Raw genomic sequence first — 16,746 nt, forward strand, 5'->3', positions numbered from 1 at the left:
TTAGTTGCTGTTTTCAAATCTTTGCTTTATACTCGGGCTTGCCTACGATATCCTGGGAAATGCGGTAAACACCACCACCTCGGCTGGACGAAAAATCGTGGCCAGCTGGCGCAAGTGGTGTTTCCCAATACTGGGCAGCGGAAGTCACAAAAATATCCCGGGCATGCGGACCGCCGAATGTTAGCGAGCTGGTTTGCGCAGCAGGGATAATAATAGTTCGTTCAAGCTTTCCATCTGGATCATACCGTGATATACCACCACCAAACCACCGTGCCACCCACAGAAATCCTTCACTGTCCACGGTCATCCCATCCGGTAACCCGTCATTCTTCGTCAGCTGTATGAGTATGCGCCGATTTTTTATTGATCCGGTATGTCCTTCATAGTCATAAGCGTATACGGCCCGTTGGATGCTGTCTACTAGATAGAAAGATCCACAGTCAGGGCTGAACCCCATTCCGTTAGCGAGGTGCAGGCCCTCTTCGACCACCGTGCAGCTGCCATCGGTATCGATGCGGAAAAGAAATCCGGTATCATAAGGTTCTCCTTCACGGAAGGCCTCCTGGCCACCAAAAACACGACCATAGGGATCTGCGGTGATGTCGTTTATATTTACTACGTCGGTCGCTCCGCAACGGTTGCAGATCAATCGAGGAGCGGCGCCCGCTTTCCAATGGAAAAAGCCATCCCGCCCGCTAAATACAAGTCCACCCAATTCGTGCATAACTAACGAGGCGGCATGGTGACCGGCGAGCACCAAACGGGCGGTTCCGTCGTGTTTCCCTTTGCCATAAATGGCCTCGCCGCCACAGTCTGTCCAATACAGTTGCCCACTGTCTGCATCCCATACCGGACCTTCTCCGCAAAGCAGGCTTTGATCCGCAAACAGTTTTACGGCGTATGGGGTTGTCTTTTGATTGTTCATAATGCTAGGTACCTTCAATGTTAAGCCCTATTCCGCCATCCACCCGGTAGGTGTGTCCGGTGGCGAAACTTGCTTTATCACTGGCCAGAAAGGTAATGAAGTTGGCCACTTCCTCCGCTGTTGCGATCCGCTTCAGCAAGTGGATATTCCGTGTTTCTTCAATCACAGCCTCTTGATCTGTAAAACTCTCGATATCCTTTTCCAGCATCGGCGTCCACACTGCACCCGGGCATACGGCCACGCACCGGATTTTAGGAGCGAAATCGATGGCAATCGAACGTGTTAATCCATGAAGGGCTTCCTTGCTTGCAGCATAGGCAGCCACATTTCGCTGGGATACAAACCCTTGTACACTGCCTACGTTGACAATGGCAGGGTGGGATGCTTTTTCCATCAAGGGGATCGCGTATTTGGCGCATAGGTAAACTGCCTTCAAATTGATATCCATTGTGAAATCCCATACATCTTCTCCGGTATTCACCGCATTCCCGTAGGTCTGCACACCCGCATTGTTAACCAACACGTCGATCGTACCAAACTGATCTCCGATTTTGGCAAATGTATTTTTGATCGACGGGTGATTGGCCAGCTCACAGTGGAAAAAGAAGAGTTGATCGGAGAATTCAGCAAGTTCGTCGGCGAGTTTTGCACCGTCCCTGCCCAGCACGGCTACCTTGGCTCCGGCTGCAATCAGCTGCAAAGCGGCCGCTTTTCCGATCCCGGATGTTCCTCCGGTTACAACCGCCGTTTTGCCTGTAAATGATAGGATCATACTATTAATTGAAATTAAATGTCAAGTGGATAAAAAGCCGATGGTGTTCGTAGCGAGAATCCTTAAATGTAGCCGGATGGGCTTGCGGCCCGAGTTCCTTTGCTTCCATAAACTTATCGCCGATACCATTGATGGTATGTAAAAAAGAGAGGTCGCCCTCGGGATATACCATCTTTGCGTTTTCCGGCTTTTGGGGCTCCTGCGGCGTCAGCATCCGCAGGAAGATGTCGTCGCTATGTACATATACGGTAAAATCCGGAGTGCCTTTGCCTTCAATGCGTGCCCAATAGGTATTGGCGTGGTAACCTTTGAATTCCGGATAAACATAACCGGATTCACCCGTCACCGTATTATTGTATGCCTTTTCCCATAGACCGAAGCGGGCACCTTTCATCCGGTTTTTATACACCCGGTATGGACCATTGCCCAACCAGGTCATGCCAGCAACCTGCTGTTCGGGGTAGCTAAATGTGATGCCCGCAAAGTCACTGCTATATGCTGGCTCATATTTCACTACTAAATCCAAAAGTCCATCGCCGTTTATTGTCCACCTGAATCCATCATCCCCTTCGAATTGCGTTTCGATGACCAGATCGTTGGCGTCATAGCGTTGCGTGACCGCTTCAACTTCTTTTTTGTTGTTGACCCATATCGGCCCGTTGGAAAGCGGTATCCGTTGTCCCGCCTTGTCTACTTGTGTAAGTAGTCCATTTTTTTTGCTGAAAGCAAAAGTGACAGCCCCGGTCTGCACCTGCCACGTATCCTGCGTTTCCGCCACCACAGGCCTACTGCCCGACTTTACAGGTATCAATTCATTCGTTTTGTCTGAAGCTGTCTTCAACGGCCAGCTCCACGTATTGATAAGCCGTCCGTGGGGGTCGACGGCATGGATACGGAGGATATCCATGCTTTGCCACCCTGTCGGAAGATCTAATTGCAGCAGTCCTGATTGTCCCGGATGTACGTTGACGGATAAATCCGCGGTTGCATTCACCTGCTCCTGCAGCTTTTTACCCGGCGCGGATACAGTAATCCATTCCGCTGTAAAGCGACAGGCACTGAAATTGGTAAAATGGAACCTGTTTTCCACATGAAAACTACCGTCAAAAGCCGGCGTGATGTAACGCTTTTCAAAATAGATAGGCGACCATACGTCTTTGATGGTGTAAAAACTCCCCTCCTTCTCATTATACGGTCCTACAATGCCATCGGGTGCCTCATTTCCGTATGTATCCAATTGATTATCCCGATCCGTACGTTCCACCGCTTCATCCGCAAACACCCAGAGGAAGCCTCCTGTACAGAGCGGGTCATTCGACATGCGATGCCAGTAATCCTCCAATCCGGCACCATGTCCACCGTCATATAGGCCGTGTAAAAATTCCGTGGGCATAAATAGTTTGCGTCTGCTGTATCCATCGTTGGCCAGGTAATTGTAGCCCATGTAATGGTAGGTATTGAACAAACCGAAGTCCTGCCAAGGATGCAATACCTGCCGTTGCTGGATATCCAGTTTCGCAAAATCGTCGTCTAGGCTGGTGTTCCACCCTCCTTCGTTGCCATTGTCCCACAGGATGATGCTGGGATGATTTACGTCTCTTGCGATCATCTCCGTGAGGAGTTTCTTGCCCACCGTATCATCATAAGGCGGATGTTGCCATCCGGACAGTTCATCCAATACAAAAAGGCCCAGCGAATCACACACCTCCAAAAAATGCTTATCCGGTGGGTAGTGCGACATCCGCACGGCATTCATGTTCATGTCTTTCATCAGGTTTAGCGCTGTAATGCTCAATGCTTTCGACGAAGTCCTTCCGTATTTAGGGTGAAAGGTGTGGCGGTTCACACCTTTCAATTTGACCCTAACCCCATTGATATAAATTCCATCGCTTTCCCGGACTTCGACCGTACGGAAGCCAATCCGTTCTGTGTATACGTGCAGGGGCCTCCCATTTTTATCCAGCAAGCTGAATGTTGCTTGATAAAGGTTAGGGAATTCGGGCGACCAGGTTTCAGGATGATGCAACTGCCCGGTTATCCGTGTGGTCTCTTGCACAGTGCGTGCTTCAAAAACCGCATTTTCTGTCCCTTTATTGGATTGGATACTCACCTGCACCTGATGGACAAGTTCCGGGTTTGCGATATAAACATCGGCATTAAATGTCCCATCAGCACGAGCGTCTATAGCAACCCGCTCAATGTGGGTCTTCGGTTTCACCTCCAAGTACACCGGGCGGAAAATGCCGCCGAATACCCAATAGTCTGCATGTCGTTCCGCTTGGTTCACGCTCTTATTGTCCGAGTGCTTCTTCACCCCCACTTCCAGTTTATTAGACGTTCCATATTTCAGCAGAGATGAAATATCGTAGCTGAACTGATAAAAGGCTCCTTGATGAACCGGGCCGGCCAGTTTTCCGTTGATTTTCACTTCGGCATCGGTCATCACCCCTTCAAATACAATATGGATGACTTTTCCCTGCCAATCGAAAGGGACATCAAAGGTGTGGCGGTAACGACCGGTTTCGTAAAACCGGTCGCCCGAACCATAACCGTAATAATATCCCCCGAATCCCTCCTGTTCCCAGCAGGAGGGTACGGGGATGGTCGTCCATTTTCCGCTATTTCTGCCTTTGGAACAATAAAACTCCCAATCCACCCGGTTATCGGCGCCTGTTCCAGAGAGGTAGACCACCTTATTGGTCCATTGCGCAACCGCCAAAACGGGTAGTACAAGGAGAACGATGGAAAACAACCGCTTCATATTCAAAAATACCACGATGGGCTTAATAACCTGCATTTTGCTTCAAGACCGGTTTAATCAGCAGTTGTTCTTCCGGCAGCGGGAACAGGATATGGGCGTCTCGCACCTGAAGTTCCTGATTTTGTGACTGGTGTGCATGGGGCATAAAGGCATTCATTTCACGCTTCAAGTAATCGATACCCCTGAACCGAAGGTCAAACCAGCGATCGCCTTCCAGTAGGAACTCCTTTTGCCGTTCATTTGCCAGCGCCTCAAACATTTCCGGTTTGGAAAGGCCTTCCGGCAAATCGCCTACGTTAGCTCGTTGTCTCACTTGGTTGACATAGGGATACGCCTGCTCGGTTTTTCCATTTTCATTTAATGCTTCGGCATACATCAGCAATACATCTGCATATCGCAAAATAATGGTATTGGCTCCGGATAGGCTGTTAAATGTTGTATTCGGGTCGATGTATTTAAGTGAGAAAATATTGTTCTCAACAGATCCCAAAATATCGTAGGTTACTTCTTGCAATAATTCACCCCGTTTATCTGCTGGTGCGAATTTTTCAGCGACATAAGGCTCAATCATGTAAATGCCGCTGCCTGCCTGGCCCTGAACATTGGGGTACACAAGACCCTGCGGCGAATTATAAGGCACCGTGGTATTCACAAACGGACTTCCGAAGCCGGAGGCTCTGTCATAGTTTATGCTGAATATAATTTCATTGTTGAAAGGCTGATCCGGATGATACAATACATCGAGGTCAACCAGCGTTTTGCCACTGGTTAGCACTTCGGAAAGTACATTTTCAGCCGCGGGGAAATCGTGCTTCCATAGGTGTACTTTTCCCAGCAGCGTTTTCGCGGCAACTGTTGTTGCCCTTCCGCCGGCCTTCTGATTTTCATCCGTTGAGCGATACGAATCAATATTAGCTGCTTCCTGCAAATCAGCAATGATTAGTGCGAATACCTCTTCCTCACTCGCCCTTGGAATGTCATAGATCTTACTTAAGTCGAGGTATTCGGGATATAAGGGTACGCCGCCGAATACCCGTACCAGATTGAAATAAGCATATGCACGGAGGAACCGTGCTTCGGCGACGATTTTCTGCTGGGCCGTTTGATTAACGTTTGAAGCCTGCAACTTATCAATCAACAGGTTAACCCGCTGAATGGTGGTAAAGTTGCCGGACCAGTAGCTATCGAAAATACCCGTCTGTGCGGTAAAGCCCAATCGATCGAGATCAACATGCGAACCTGACGTTTGAAACCTGGATACATACGCGTTGTCACTCGGTAATTCGCCGATCTGGATGGTGTTTGTAGAAATATCCGTGATGGATTGATAGCAACCGGCCAATGCTGCCCAGAAATCCGATTCGGTGATATATAATTTATCGTACCCCAGGTCTCCCGGATAATTTCGGTCCAGAAATTCCTCGCTGCACGATGAAAGCAGCACGAGACTGCAAGTGATGATATGAAGAATAGAACGTTTCATAACAATGATTTTACATGGTTAAAAGGTTAGGTTAATTCCAAAAGCATAGGTGCGCGACAACGGAGCACCGCCAAAGTCTACGCCAAACTGTGCGGATCCGGCACTGCCGCTGAAGTAATTGGCCTGTGGATTATACCATGGATAATCGGTAAAGGTATAGAGGTTTTGGACGTTGAACGAAAGCCTCAAGTCACTTATAGCCAATCTACTTAGCAGATTTGCGGGCAGGCGGTATCCAATGGTAGCACTTTTTATCCGTACATACGAGGCATCAAAAAAGTGGTAGTCATTTTGCGTCAACCGGTTCCCGGTGTAGTCGAGATTTGCCGCGCCGTACACGGTGCCGGCCTTGTCATAGATCAGCTTTGAAATATTACCTTCCGTTGGCGATATCCAGCTTTGATTTCGAAGCAAAGGCAAGTATTTCATTGCTCCCTGGCTCCCATCAACAATCACGTTGAAATCGAAGTTTTTATAGGTAAACGTGTTGTTAAAACCGAATGTGAAGTCGGGCAATGCACTACCGAGCCGCTGCAGGTCATTGGAATTGATTTCGTTATCACCATCAACGTCTTCTTGGATCGGATCACCTATTTTGGCGTTGCGCGGCCGCGGATACTGTTGTAATTGCTCTTCGGTTTGGAATACGCCGAGTGTTTTATACCCATACAATTGGAACATCTCCTGGCCTTCTAGAATCCATACCACGTCAAACTCCCCGCTTCCCATACGCAACACACCGTCTGTGGTATGTATGGCTGTAGCTTTATTCCATACCTTGTTGAAAATCCAGTTGGTGGTCCATGTAAAATTGGGCTTCCTGATATTGGTAGTGGTCAATGCCAGTTCGATTCCTTTATTCGTCATATCGCCGATGTTGTCCATAATACTGCCGGATATACCATTTTCAGACGGTAAGGGTCGCCAAAGGAGCATGTCCCTGGTGTTTCTTATATAGTAATCGGCCACGAGTCCAACCCGATTATCCAGGATACTGAAGTCCAATCCTACATTGTATTGTTCGTTTGTCTCCCATTTCAGGTTCGGATTCTCAATCGAAGCAGGATATGCGGTCATCGTGATGCCACTCGACCCATCACTCGGTCCAAATAGATATTGGCCACCATAGCTTACTGCACCTTGCCAGAGGTAGTTGCTGATCTGTTCGTTGCCAGAAATGCCATAGCTCAACCTTAGTTTCAGGTCGTCGAAAAACCGTTGCCCCTGCATAAAGGACTCTTCGGAAACACGCCATGCCGCAGAGGCCGCAGGGAAAATCCCGTACCGGCTTCCCGGAGCAAATTTCGAGGAACCATCCCTGCGTAAGGAAGCCATGAAGATGTACTTGTCATCGTAGTCATAATTCACCCTGCCGAAAACCGAGGTAAACGTAGTCTCGGAAAACGCGCCCCCGCCGCCAACGTCGTTTGCACCGAAAATAGAGGGCCTGAAATAATTGTCGAATGCGGGCAGCGGGTCTTCAGCGTTTGCTCCCCGATCGTTTTCCCGTGCATCGGCGCTGGTTCCCCGTTGGCCGGAATATTGTATGCTCGTACCAGCGATAACCGACAGATTATGTAGATCAAACGCCTTCTTGTATTCGGCAAACCCTTCGATGATATACTGACCGGTGAACTGGTTGTATTGGCCTGCTGACATGCTTTCAAAAAAGGGATTGGAAAAATTGGCTTCGCGGCTATGGCCATTGGCAGACAAATACGGACTTTCCATGTACGTGCGCATATTGGTTGTAAACCTCCCCATGAAACTGGCATTCAAGTTGAGTCCGGCGATTGGTTCATAGTTGATAAAGCCTTTTCCAAGTCCCGAGAATTTATGGTAGCGGTCGTCAATTTCCAGCAGGGCCGCCACGGGGTTACCGTAGCCGCCATAGACAACGGGTGTGCCCCAATTTTCGGAATTAACCTGCCCGTAATCGCCATTTTCCATGTAGACCGGTATAATCGGATATTGAACAATCGCATCTTCCAAGATACCGCCGTTTCCATGCGCCGCGCCTCCCAGCTTCGAATTGGTTCTTGTTTTAACGATCGCCGCGCTGTAATTCAAACCCACATTCAGTTTGTTGTTCAGCTTGATATCAAACATTCCGTTTGAAGCGTACTGATCCTCGTTGAGCGTAAGAATGGTGCCCTTGTTACCCATGTAGTTGAATGAAAGGTTATAACGGATCGACTCCGAACTGCCATTTGCCGTAATCTGATGATTCTGGAACAATCCGGTCCGGAAAATCTCGTCCTGCCAGTTGGTATTGGCTACGTTGCTACTAAATACGGGAGCTTCCTGACCCGAGGCTGCATACGCTTTTTTGGCATACTCGATATATTCCGGGCCACTTAAGACCGGGATTTTCTTTTCTACATAATTCAGTCCGACCGTCGAGTTATAGGAGAACTTCGGTTTGCCTTTCCCCGATTTGGTGGTTACGATAATCACGCCATTACCGGCCCTCGAGCCGTATATTGCTCCGGCGGCGGCGTCCTTCAGGATACTGATGCTCTCCACCGACTTCGGATTCAAAAACCTGAAATCCTCGATGGGTACAATCATCCCATCAATGATATATAAAGGTTCGCTTCCCGCATTTATGGAACCATACCCCCGGATCCGGACAACGGGAACATCTCCGGGTCGGCCAGAACTTTGTTCAACGAGGACACCTGAAACATTTCCCGTGAAGGCATCTGCAATGTTTGCAATGGGTTGATCGTTGATTTGTGCCGCCTTAACGGTAGAAACAGACGTGGCTAATTTTTTAACACTTTCGCTTCCGTATCCCACGACCACCACTTCATCCAACGCCGTCGCTGTTCTGAGCGAAACGTTGATAACGGCCCGATTACCGACTTCCGCTTCCTCGGTAGCATACCCTACGTAGGAGAATACCAATATCGCCTGATCATTCGGCACGACGATGTTATACGAGCCATCATTGCTTGTAGATGTGCCCATTGTGGTGCCTTTTACCATGACGTTTACGCCCGACAGGCTTTCCCCCTGCTGGTTCGTGACTTTACCGGAAATTTCCCGATCAATCGTGGCAACGTGTCCATACCCATCTATCGCAGCGGTACAAAGGATCACGATGAGCATCCAGGTCCACCAACCTGTGTTCCAAAATGTGCCGCTTGAGCACGTACCGGAACTAATTGTTTTAGGTCTTTTCGTTTTCATAATTCATATATGTAAATAACTGATAATTTGGTTAGTGCAATATTAGAGCGAATTGCTGCGGAAAAAAAAATCGAAGTTTGCAGCTTTTGATACTATATTTCCCTTCAGGCGTAACCTGCTTAATATTGGCACATTTGGCTATTTAGGCTTCATTCTTGGTGGTAATAGGGTTTATAATGGTCTATAAACATACACAATTCGTTTCTAAGTTTGCCATGTTTAATACTATGTTAGCCTTCGAAGGTGGCATTAGTGGGATTTGCAAATAATATTACCGATATTCGAATAGCGTAAAAACCTTTAGTATGTTACCGGTATACCGAAAAATCACCTATTCACAGCTATTCTCTTTCTCCACGGTACTGGAAAGCCCTCCGGAGTTTGACACGGCCTGGCACCACCATCCCGAATATGAGCTTATTCTCATCACGGGGAGCATCGGCACGCGGTTTATGGGCGATAGCATCCAAAAGTTCAACGAGACCGAACTGGTGTTGGTGGGACCCAATCTTCCCCATTGCTGGAAGGAAGACCTCGGCAACAAGAACCCGCAGGCGAAAGCATATGTTATCCACTTTTCTGCAGATTTCCTGGGAAAGGACTTTTTTAACATCCCTGAGGGCCGGCACATTAAGCAACTGCTGGAACAATCGCAACTCGGTATACGGTTTTCACCTGAAATCGAACAGCTTGCTGTATGGAAAATTTCGCAAATATTCGAAACAACCGATTTTGACCGTATCTTGAATTTGCTGGGCCTGTTGAATCTTCTTGCCAAGTCGGATAAGTTCGAACAAATATCCAGTCCCGGTTTCACGAGTTCATTCATCGAAAACCAATCAGACCGGATCAATAAGGTGTTTGAATACACCCTGGAAAATTTCAAGAAGCCCGTTGATCTGGATACGGTGGCCGAATTGGCGCATATGAGCAAAACAGCCTTCTGCCGCTTTTTCAGAAAGAGTACCGGAAAAACCTATTTTGACTTCTTGAAAGAAATACGCTTAGGCCATGCCTGTAAATTATTACAGGAAAGCGACTTGAGTGTACATCAGGTTGGCTACCACTGCGGCTATGAAAGCATGTCAAACTTCAACAAACAATTCAAGGAAATATTCGCTACCACTCCGCTTAAATATCGACAAAGTCTGCTGCATCAAGGCACAGAGATGTACAAACTAAATTAATTCAAGGTCGTTTAATCGTCCGAAATGTTTATGATTAAGTGATGCACAAGGTATGGTGAGGTAGATCGCAGTAGATGCAATAAAGAGATCCGCTATTGCAATCTGTTTTCTGGACGCCTTCAATTGATTATTTAGCCTCACAGCTGTTTCTACTACCATTGAATCGATAGGAATCACGGGTATCTCGTTTAGAAGTTGTTTCCAAAACAACAGCTGTTCGTTTTTAGCCCCCGAATAAATTTCAAATTCCGTAATTGCGGATATGACAAATCCGTCATACAGATCCGACAATTCATATAATCGGGTTTTGGCCTTGTCTTTCTTTCGAAAATAATCAATGAGAATCGAGGTATCCAATAACACTAGGGTGTTCGCCATTGATTGATGGATTTTCGGATTTCGGCTATCGCCATAAGCTGATCCTTTTCAAAGATAGGTCCCTTAAGCAATAATTCTTTAAGTGGCTTATTTCTGGTAGTCGCTGGTTTTATTGTTTTTTTGTCCAACTCCTTTTTCAGGATAGCCAATTGACTATCTGGCAGCCCTTTAATTGCCGCCAACAACTCGTTAAACCCTATTTTAACGTTTAACTCCATACGGACAAACTTACATGTTTTGTCTTGAATATACAACAGCGGCTTCCTAATTTGAGACTGAAAAGAAATTTGACAAATTACACCCATTCCATCACCTTATCTCCCGCTATCGGATAAATACGCGCATTACGTACAGGCTGAACAAGGTGTAGTCCGGTCAATGAACCGAAAGCCGGTAACAACAACGTTTGCTCCCGGTAGTAAAAACAGGGCAAACGGTACGTTTGTCTTCCCTTTGCGGGAATAAGACAGCCTGGATGTACATGGCCCGCGATGTTAAGCCGTCCGGAACATCCATTCCCTTCGGGATGATGTGTGCAATGAATATGCGGCGCAATGGAATAAGACGGTACGACATCAACCGTTGCCTTTTCCAATAAATCGCTTGGCAGGATATCGTGGTTGCCACGCGTAAGAATAAATCGTATGGAAGGATTGACTGCCCTGAACCGCTCGAATACCAGCCATTCGCTATTCAGATCACTGTGAAACAGATCGCCCAGAAAAATCACGGTTTCGACGCGATGGTTGTCCAATAATGACTGCAAGCGTCCCCTATCTTTGTCGACCGGTAGTACCGGCATAAAGATCCCGGCTTTACGGAAATGGGCTCCTTTTCCCAAATGCCAGTCGGCCACCACTAGCGTATTATATTCGGGAAGCAACAGCGCTCTTTCGGGCAGTAAGGTGAGTCGTGTACCCATCAGTTGAATCGCTTTTCCCATACCGCTATGCCTCTAATTGAGTTTTCAATTTCTCTAACCGAGCCTGCCAATCTTCGTTGCTGTACCGCTCGCGGAAAGACTCAGCAAACACCGGAAAGGCAAATGGGGTAAGCTGTTCCGGCCGTTGTACCACAATGCGGTGTGTGCTGATCCGCTCAAATGCTTTATGCATACGCGATGCCTCCAATTGGAAATCATATACTTCGTCGTAAGCCTGCCGGAGCAGCAGGTTATTGGAGTCATATTCTTCAAATACCGAAAAAAACAAGCCTGAGTTGGCCTGCAAATGTTTCGTCTTCATCGGTTTGCCCGGATAGCCTTGGAATACCAGGCCCGCGATTCCGGCGATGTCTCTGAACTTGCGACGCGCCATTTCCCGGATATTGATGCCGCTGCGGATGTCGTCGAATAGCTTTTCCGTAGCGAACAATCCCATCTGCAACGCTTCATCCAACGGCAGCGGATCATCACAAAGCAGCTCGAACCCATATTCGTTACTAGCAATACTGAACGTAGCTTTCCGGATACTGCTCAGCCGGTAAGCCACCACTGCGGCCATGCCCTCATGCACCAGCTTTCCTTCAAACGGGTAGACAAACAGGTGATAGCCATGGCGGGTGCGGATGTATTCCACCAACAGCTCGTACTCTCCCGGTAGGGTCGACACCCGGCGCTGTTCGGAAAAAAGCGGCTCCAGAAATCGTAGTTCCATCGGAAGGTTACGGCCTTTCCTGTGAATCTCGGTAAACGTATGCCGGAGCGCCGCCCCAAAATTATCGGATATGGGAAACCTGCCTCCCATCCACGATGGAACAGCACCTTTTTTGCCGGCTGTCGGTCGAACAATGGCCTGAATGTCCTTTACCCGCACAAGTTCAAGCAGTCGCCCCGAAAACCAGAATGTATCGCCGGGTTGAAGCCGCGAGATAAACCATTCCTCGATGGTCCCCAGGTATTTACCGCTCAGGAATTTTACGCGCATCATCGCATCCGACACGATGGCGCCGATGCTTAGCCGGTGTCGCATCGCTACGCGTTTGCTGGCAACCTGGTATAGACCATTAACCACCACCACTTTATGAAATTCTTCGTAGGTATCCAGCGTACGGCCTCCTTGGGTCACCATGAGCAGACATTCGTCAAATTCTTCGCGGCTTATCGAAGCATAGCAATGTGTGCGTTTGATCTCCGCATACAATTCATCCGCACGAAAGCCATCGGATACCGCCAACGTGACCATGTATTGCAACAGTACATCAAACGACCGGACATAGGGTAGCCGTTGCTCCAACAACTGATGATGTACCGCATATCGGATGGCTGCCCCCTCCATGATCTCCAGCGAATGTGTGGGAAGGAAATAGATCTTACTCGTTTCGCCAGGCCGATGGCCGCTTCTTCCAGCACGCTGCACAAAGCGCGCCACGCCTTTTGGCGATCCAATCTGGATCACGCAGTCTACGGGCCGGAAGTCGACACCCAAATCCAGGCTGCTCGTGCACACGACAGCTTTCAGTATACCCTGGTGCAAGGCATCTTCCACCCACAGACGCAATTCGTCGCTCAAGGAGCCGTGATGGATGGCCAGTGCACCCGCAAGCTGCGGGGCCGCATCCAGCAGCCGGTGATACCAAATCTCTGCCTGCGAGCGGGTATTGGTAAACAGGAGGGTCGACTGATGGGCATCAATGATAGGCAGTACTTTTTCGATCATGCTGGTGCCGAGGTGACCCGCCCACGGAAAGCGCTCCAATACGTCAGGAAGCAACGTTTCCATGTGGATATCCTTTTTCAGGTCTGCACGCACCAGGGTACCCTTACCTTCTCCGCCAAGTAAGATTTCCTTTGCCTGTTTGAGGTTGCCAATCGTAGCAGAAATCCCCCACACTTGAAGATGCGGACAGATGGTACGGAGACGGCTAAGCGCCAATTCCACCAGCACTCCCCGTTTGCTACCCATCAATTCGTGCCATTCGTCGATGACTACAAATTCCAGCCCGCTGAAATAATCGTGATAGCCCTTGGAAGCCATTAGCAGATGAACGCTTTCCGGTGTGGTAATAAGGGCTTCGGGTGCCGCAGTCCGTTGCCGCTGCCGTTCGGCGGTATTCGTATCTCCGGTGCGTAAGCCGATGCGGTAATCAAGTTCCAAATCATCGCTTACCGTGCGGGTGGCTTGCAGGATTTCGGCAGAGAGGGCACGCAACGGTGTAATCCACAGACAGTGTACGCCCTTTTTCTTACGCTGACGGCGGTAATAACGCTGCAGTACGCCAAACCAAATAGCAAAGGTTTTTCCGTATCCCGTAGGCGCGTTGAGCAGTCCCGATCTGCCTTTGGCTATAGCCGACCATGCTTCCTGCTGGAAACGGTGGGGCCGCCATCCCTTATTAAAAAACCAAGCTTCGGCAAATGTGTTCAATGGTATGGAGTCCTCTTTTGCAAAGTTACGGTTTTTATGAATTCTTCATTTAGTTACCGCAGCAATCAACTGCAGCAAATCCGCTTTGGTATTGGCGGCCTCGGCCGATTTGTCCCGTCGCCAGCGCAGAATACGCGGAAAACGAAGTGCCACGCCCGATTTATGCCGACTACTTTGTTGAATGCCCTCAAAGGCAATCTCAAAAACATGATGGGGTGTCACACTGCGCACGGGGCCAAAGCGTTCCAGGGTATTCCGCTTGATCCAAGTATCCAGCTCCGCAATTTCCTTATCGGTAAGGCCGGAATAGGCTTTCGCAAACGGCACAAGCGAGCCGTCTTCATCCCACACGGCAAACGTATAATCGGTGTACAGGTTTGCCCGACGCCCATGACCACTCTGGGCGTAGATCAATACACCGTCGGCCGTCAGCGGATCGGTTTTCCACTTCCACCAATGTCCTCGCCTGCGACCGCTGCCATACGCACTGTCCTTGCGCTTAAGCATTACCCCTTCGCAATGGAAATCCCGCGCCTGCTGGCGGAAAACCGCAACCTCACCCCAGTGGTTGAACGGCATCACTTCCGAAAGCAACAACGCAGGAGGCAGCGTAGGTGAGGATAACAGCGTTTCCAACAGGTTACGCCGATAGTGCATGGGCATATCCCGGATATCTTCGCCCTTCCATTCCAGCAGGTCATAACACACCATCACCAACGGCGCCTCCCGAAGCGATTTTTGCGACAGGTTCTTTCTTCCAATACGTGTTTGCATCACCTGAAAGGTCAATGGACGCCCATCTTGCCAAGGGATAATCTCCCCATCGATGACGGTACCGTCTGGCAACGCATTTGCCAATGGTCCAAATTCCGGAAATTTATCGGTGAGCAGGTCTTCTCCTCTACTCCATACGAAAAGTTGGCTACTACGTACGATGATCTGTCCACGTATGCCGTCTAATTTTTTTTCGATATACCAATCCTCGATCGCGCCAAGCGACGCTATGGGAGCATCCAATTGGTAGGCGAGGTAAAAAGGATAGGGTTGAAAAACACGGTCGCTCTGCACCGATTCAGAAAACAACGACGCCATAGTCTCTGCTGCCGGAATCCATTTGCCCATCAATCGGTGCGCTACCGCAGCCTCATCCATTCCCAAATGGATGGAAAGTGCTTTGATAACCAACTGGCGGGACACACCCATACGGAAATTTCCGGTAATAAGCTTCGTGAATACAAAGCGTTCATCCGGGTTGAGATGTCGCCAATAGCCCGTAATAACTTCCTTTTTTTGTTCATCCGTTTGTTCGGGCAGCCTAGCGAGCTCATCGATCACTTCCGGCAACTGGTAATCGCTTCTAGAAGGTGAATCCGAAGGAAGCACCCGTGCAATGGCCTCGGCCAGGTCGCCCACAATGTGATAGGACTCTTCGAACAGCCAATCCGGTATTCCGGCTGCCGTGGCGGCCCACTCCTTGAGATCCGAAGTCTTCACCGGGCGCCTCGGACGATTACCGATCAGCAGCGCAATGGCGTACAAGCTATTCCGATCATCGCTTTCAGACAAGTAACGGACGATAGCCGCTACTTTTTCGTTCGTCTTTGTCGTTTGGTCGATAGCGGTGAATAACTCGGTAAACCTTCTCATAGGTCGGCCTCCGTTGCTTCGCCCCCGTGCAGGTGCACTTCATGTGCCTGAATTTTCTTTTGTTCGCGCAACCATCGGGCAAACGGTCCTTCATAACCATGTGTTACGTATACCGTTTCGGCCTCCGTGGCTGCTACCGCCCGGTTCAGCTGGTCCCAGTCGCAATGGTCGGATAATACAAAGCCACGGTCGACACCTCTGCGCCTACGAGCACCCCGAAGCTGCATCCAACCGCTGCATACCGCAATCCGATAAGGTGATAATTTTTTCAACCACGGCGAACCAAGCGCGGAGGGAGGAGCCACAATGATTGCACCTTTGAGGGCAGTGCGATCGGTTTCGGCCGTAATGCGTTCGCCGACGAACCGATAGCCGACCTCTCCCAGCGCAGCATTAACGTTGGCTACCGCACCGTGCAGAAAAACTGAACGGCTTCCCGGCTGCAACTGTCGAAGAATGCTCTGCGACTTGCCCAACGCATAAGCCAGTAATACGGTATTGACCCCTTCTGCAGCATTCAGATGACACCAACTGTTGATATCCTGGAATACGAGATCCGGTTCCGGGAACTGATAAACCGGCAAACCGAATGTCGATTCAGTGACGAAATGGTGACAGCGTATCGGCTCATAGGGTACACTCAAACCATCGTACGAGAGCTTATAGTCACCGGAAACCGCCCAAATTTCCCCCTCATATTCCAACCTTACTTGGGCCGAACCAATGATATGTCCCGCAGGGTGCAAACTGATTCGTACACCATTTACTGTAATCACTTCCCCGTATTCCACTTCCTGGATTGCAATCGCTGCGCCTAACCTCAACCGCAAGATAGGAGCAGTATGCACATGGCAGAGGTACCGCCCCATCCCCCACCGGGCATGGTCGCTATGACCGTGGGTCACTACGGCCTTCTCCACCGGCTCCCACGGATCGATATATAGATCGGCTTGCGGACAGTACACGCCGCGTTCGGTAAATTTCAACATCGTTCCCTCTTAAACAAAAAACGCTCATCTTGGTTTCCGTATTT

The 16,746-nt window shown here is 49.2% G+C and carries 12 protein-coding genes; 1 reads left to right on the plus strand and 11 read right to left on the minus strand.

Features of this window, described 5'->3' with window-relative positions:
• Positions 1–13 precede the first annotated feature (13 nt).
• From BMZ56_RS09430 to BMZ56_RS09450, 5 genes are read right to left on the minus strand one after another with little or no spacing between them, the layout of a single operon-like run.
• Positions 14–925 (minus strand): SMP-30/gluconolactonase/LRE family protein, encoded by a 912-nt coding sequence (locus BMZ56_RS09430; protein WP_090626346.1) that lies wholly within the window; start codon positions 923–925, stop codon positions 14–16.
• A 4-nt stretch (positions 926–929) separates the two neighbouring features.
• Positions 930–1,697: an SDR family NAD(P)-dependent oxidoreductase gene (locus BMZ56_RS09435; RefSeq protein WP_090626347.1), complete on the minus strand. Its 768-nt coding sequence runs from the start codon at positions 1,695–1,697 to the stop codon at positions 930–932.
• A gap of 4 nt (positions 1,698–1,701) precedes the next feature.
• Positions 1,702–4,494, minus strand: a complete 2,793-nt coding sequence (locus BMZ56_RS09440; protein WP_218146529.1) for a glycoside hydrolase family 2 TIM barrel-domain containing protein — start codon at positions 4,492–4,494, stop codon at positions 1,702–1,704.
• Entirely contained in the window at positions 4,481–5,941 is a 1,461-nt protein-coding gene (locus tag BMZ56_RS09445) for a RagB/SusD family nutrient uptake outer membrane protein (protein WP_090626348.1), read from the minus strand. The genes BMZ56_RS09440 and BMZ56_RS09445 overlap by 14 nt, the downstream gene beginning before the upstream one ends.
• Before the next feature lie 18 nt (positions 5,942–5,959).
• Positions 5,960–9,136, minus strand: coding sequence for a SusC/RagA family TonB-linked outer membrane protein (locus BMZ56_RS09450; RefSeq protein WP_090626349.1), 3,177 nt, complete (start codon positions 9,134–9,136; stop codon positions 5,960–5,962).
• A 305-nt stretch (positions 9,137–9,441) separates the two neighbouring features.
• On the opposite strand from BMZ56_RS09450, the gene BMZ56_RS09455 reads away from it, so the two are divergent.
• Complete coding sequence (locus tag BMZ56_RS09455) at positions 9,442–10,323, plus strand: AraC family transcriptional regulator (RefSeq protein ID WP_090626350.1); 882 nt, start codon at positions 9,442–9,444, stop codon at positions 10,321–10,323.
• Here the strand turns inward: BMZ56_RS09455 and BMZ56_RS09460 are convergent.
• The 6 genes from BMZ56_RS09460 to BMZ56_RS09485 form a co-directional block, all read right to left on the minus strand.
• On the minus strand, positions 10,315–10,701 hold the full coding sequence (locus BMZ56_RS09460) for a PIN domain-containing protein (RefSeq protein WP_090626351.1): 387 nt from the start codon (positions 10,699–10,701) through the stop codon (positions 10,315–10,317). The genes BMZ56_RS09455 and BMZ56_RS09460 overlap by 9 nt on opposite strands.
• Positions 10,686–10,919 carry a hypothetical protein gene (locus BMZ56_RS09465; RefSeq protein WP_143072893.1) on the minus strand — a complete coding sequence of 78 codons (234 nt, stop codon included), beginning with the start codon at positions 10,917–10,919 and terminating at the stop codon, positions 10,686–10,688. Before BMZ56_RS09465 ends, BMZ56_RS09460 begins: the two co-directional genes overlap by 16 nt.
• A 77-nt stretch (positions 10,920–10,996) precedes the next feature.
• Positions 10,997–11,644, minus strand: coding sequence for a ligase-associated DNA damage response endonuclease PdeM (gene pdeM, locus BMZ56_RS09470; RefSeq protein WP_090626353.1), 648 nt, complete (start codon positions 11,642–11,644; stop codon positions 10,997–10,999).
• 4 nt (positions 11,645–11,648) lie between these two features.
• Positions 11,649–14,066: a ligase-associated DNA damage response DEXH box helicase gene (locus tag BMZ56_RS09475; RefSeq protein ID WP_090626354.1), complete on the minus strand. Its 2,418-nt coding sequence runs from the start codon at positions 14,064–14,066 to the stop codon at positions 11,649–11,651.
• Positions 14,067–14,111: 45 nt separating this feature from the next.
• Positions 14,112–15,713 carry an ATP-dependent DNA ligase gene (locus BMZ56_RS09480; RefSeq protein WP_090626355.1) on the minus strand — a complete coding sequence of 534 codons (1,602 nt, stop codon included), beginning with the start codon at positions 15,711–15,713 and terminating at the stop codon, positions 14,112–14,114.
• Positions 15,710–16,702, minus strand: a complete 993-nt coding sequence (locus BMZ56_RS09485; RefSeq protein WP_090626356.1) for a ligase-associated DNA damage response exonuclease — start codon at positions 16,700–16,702, stop codon at positions 15,710–15,712. The genes BMZ56_RS09480 and BMZ56_RS09485 overlap by 4 nt, the downstream gene beginning before the upstream one ends.
• Positions 16,703–16,746 lie beyond the last annotated feature (44 nt).

The sequence above is a fragment of the Parapedobacter indicus genome (genome assembly GCF_900113765.1).
GTDB classification, from domain to species: Bacteria; Bacteroidota; Bacteroidia; order Sphingobacteriales; family Sphingobacteriaceae; genus Parapedobacter; species Parapedobacter indicus.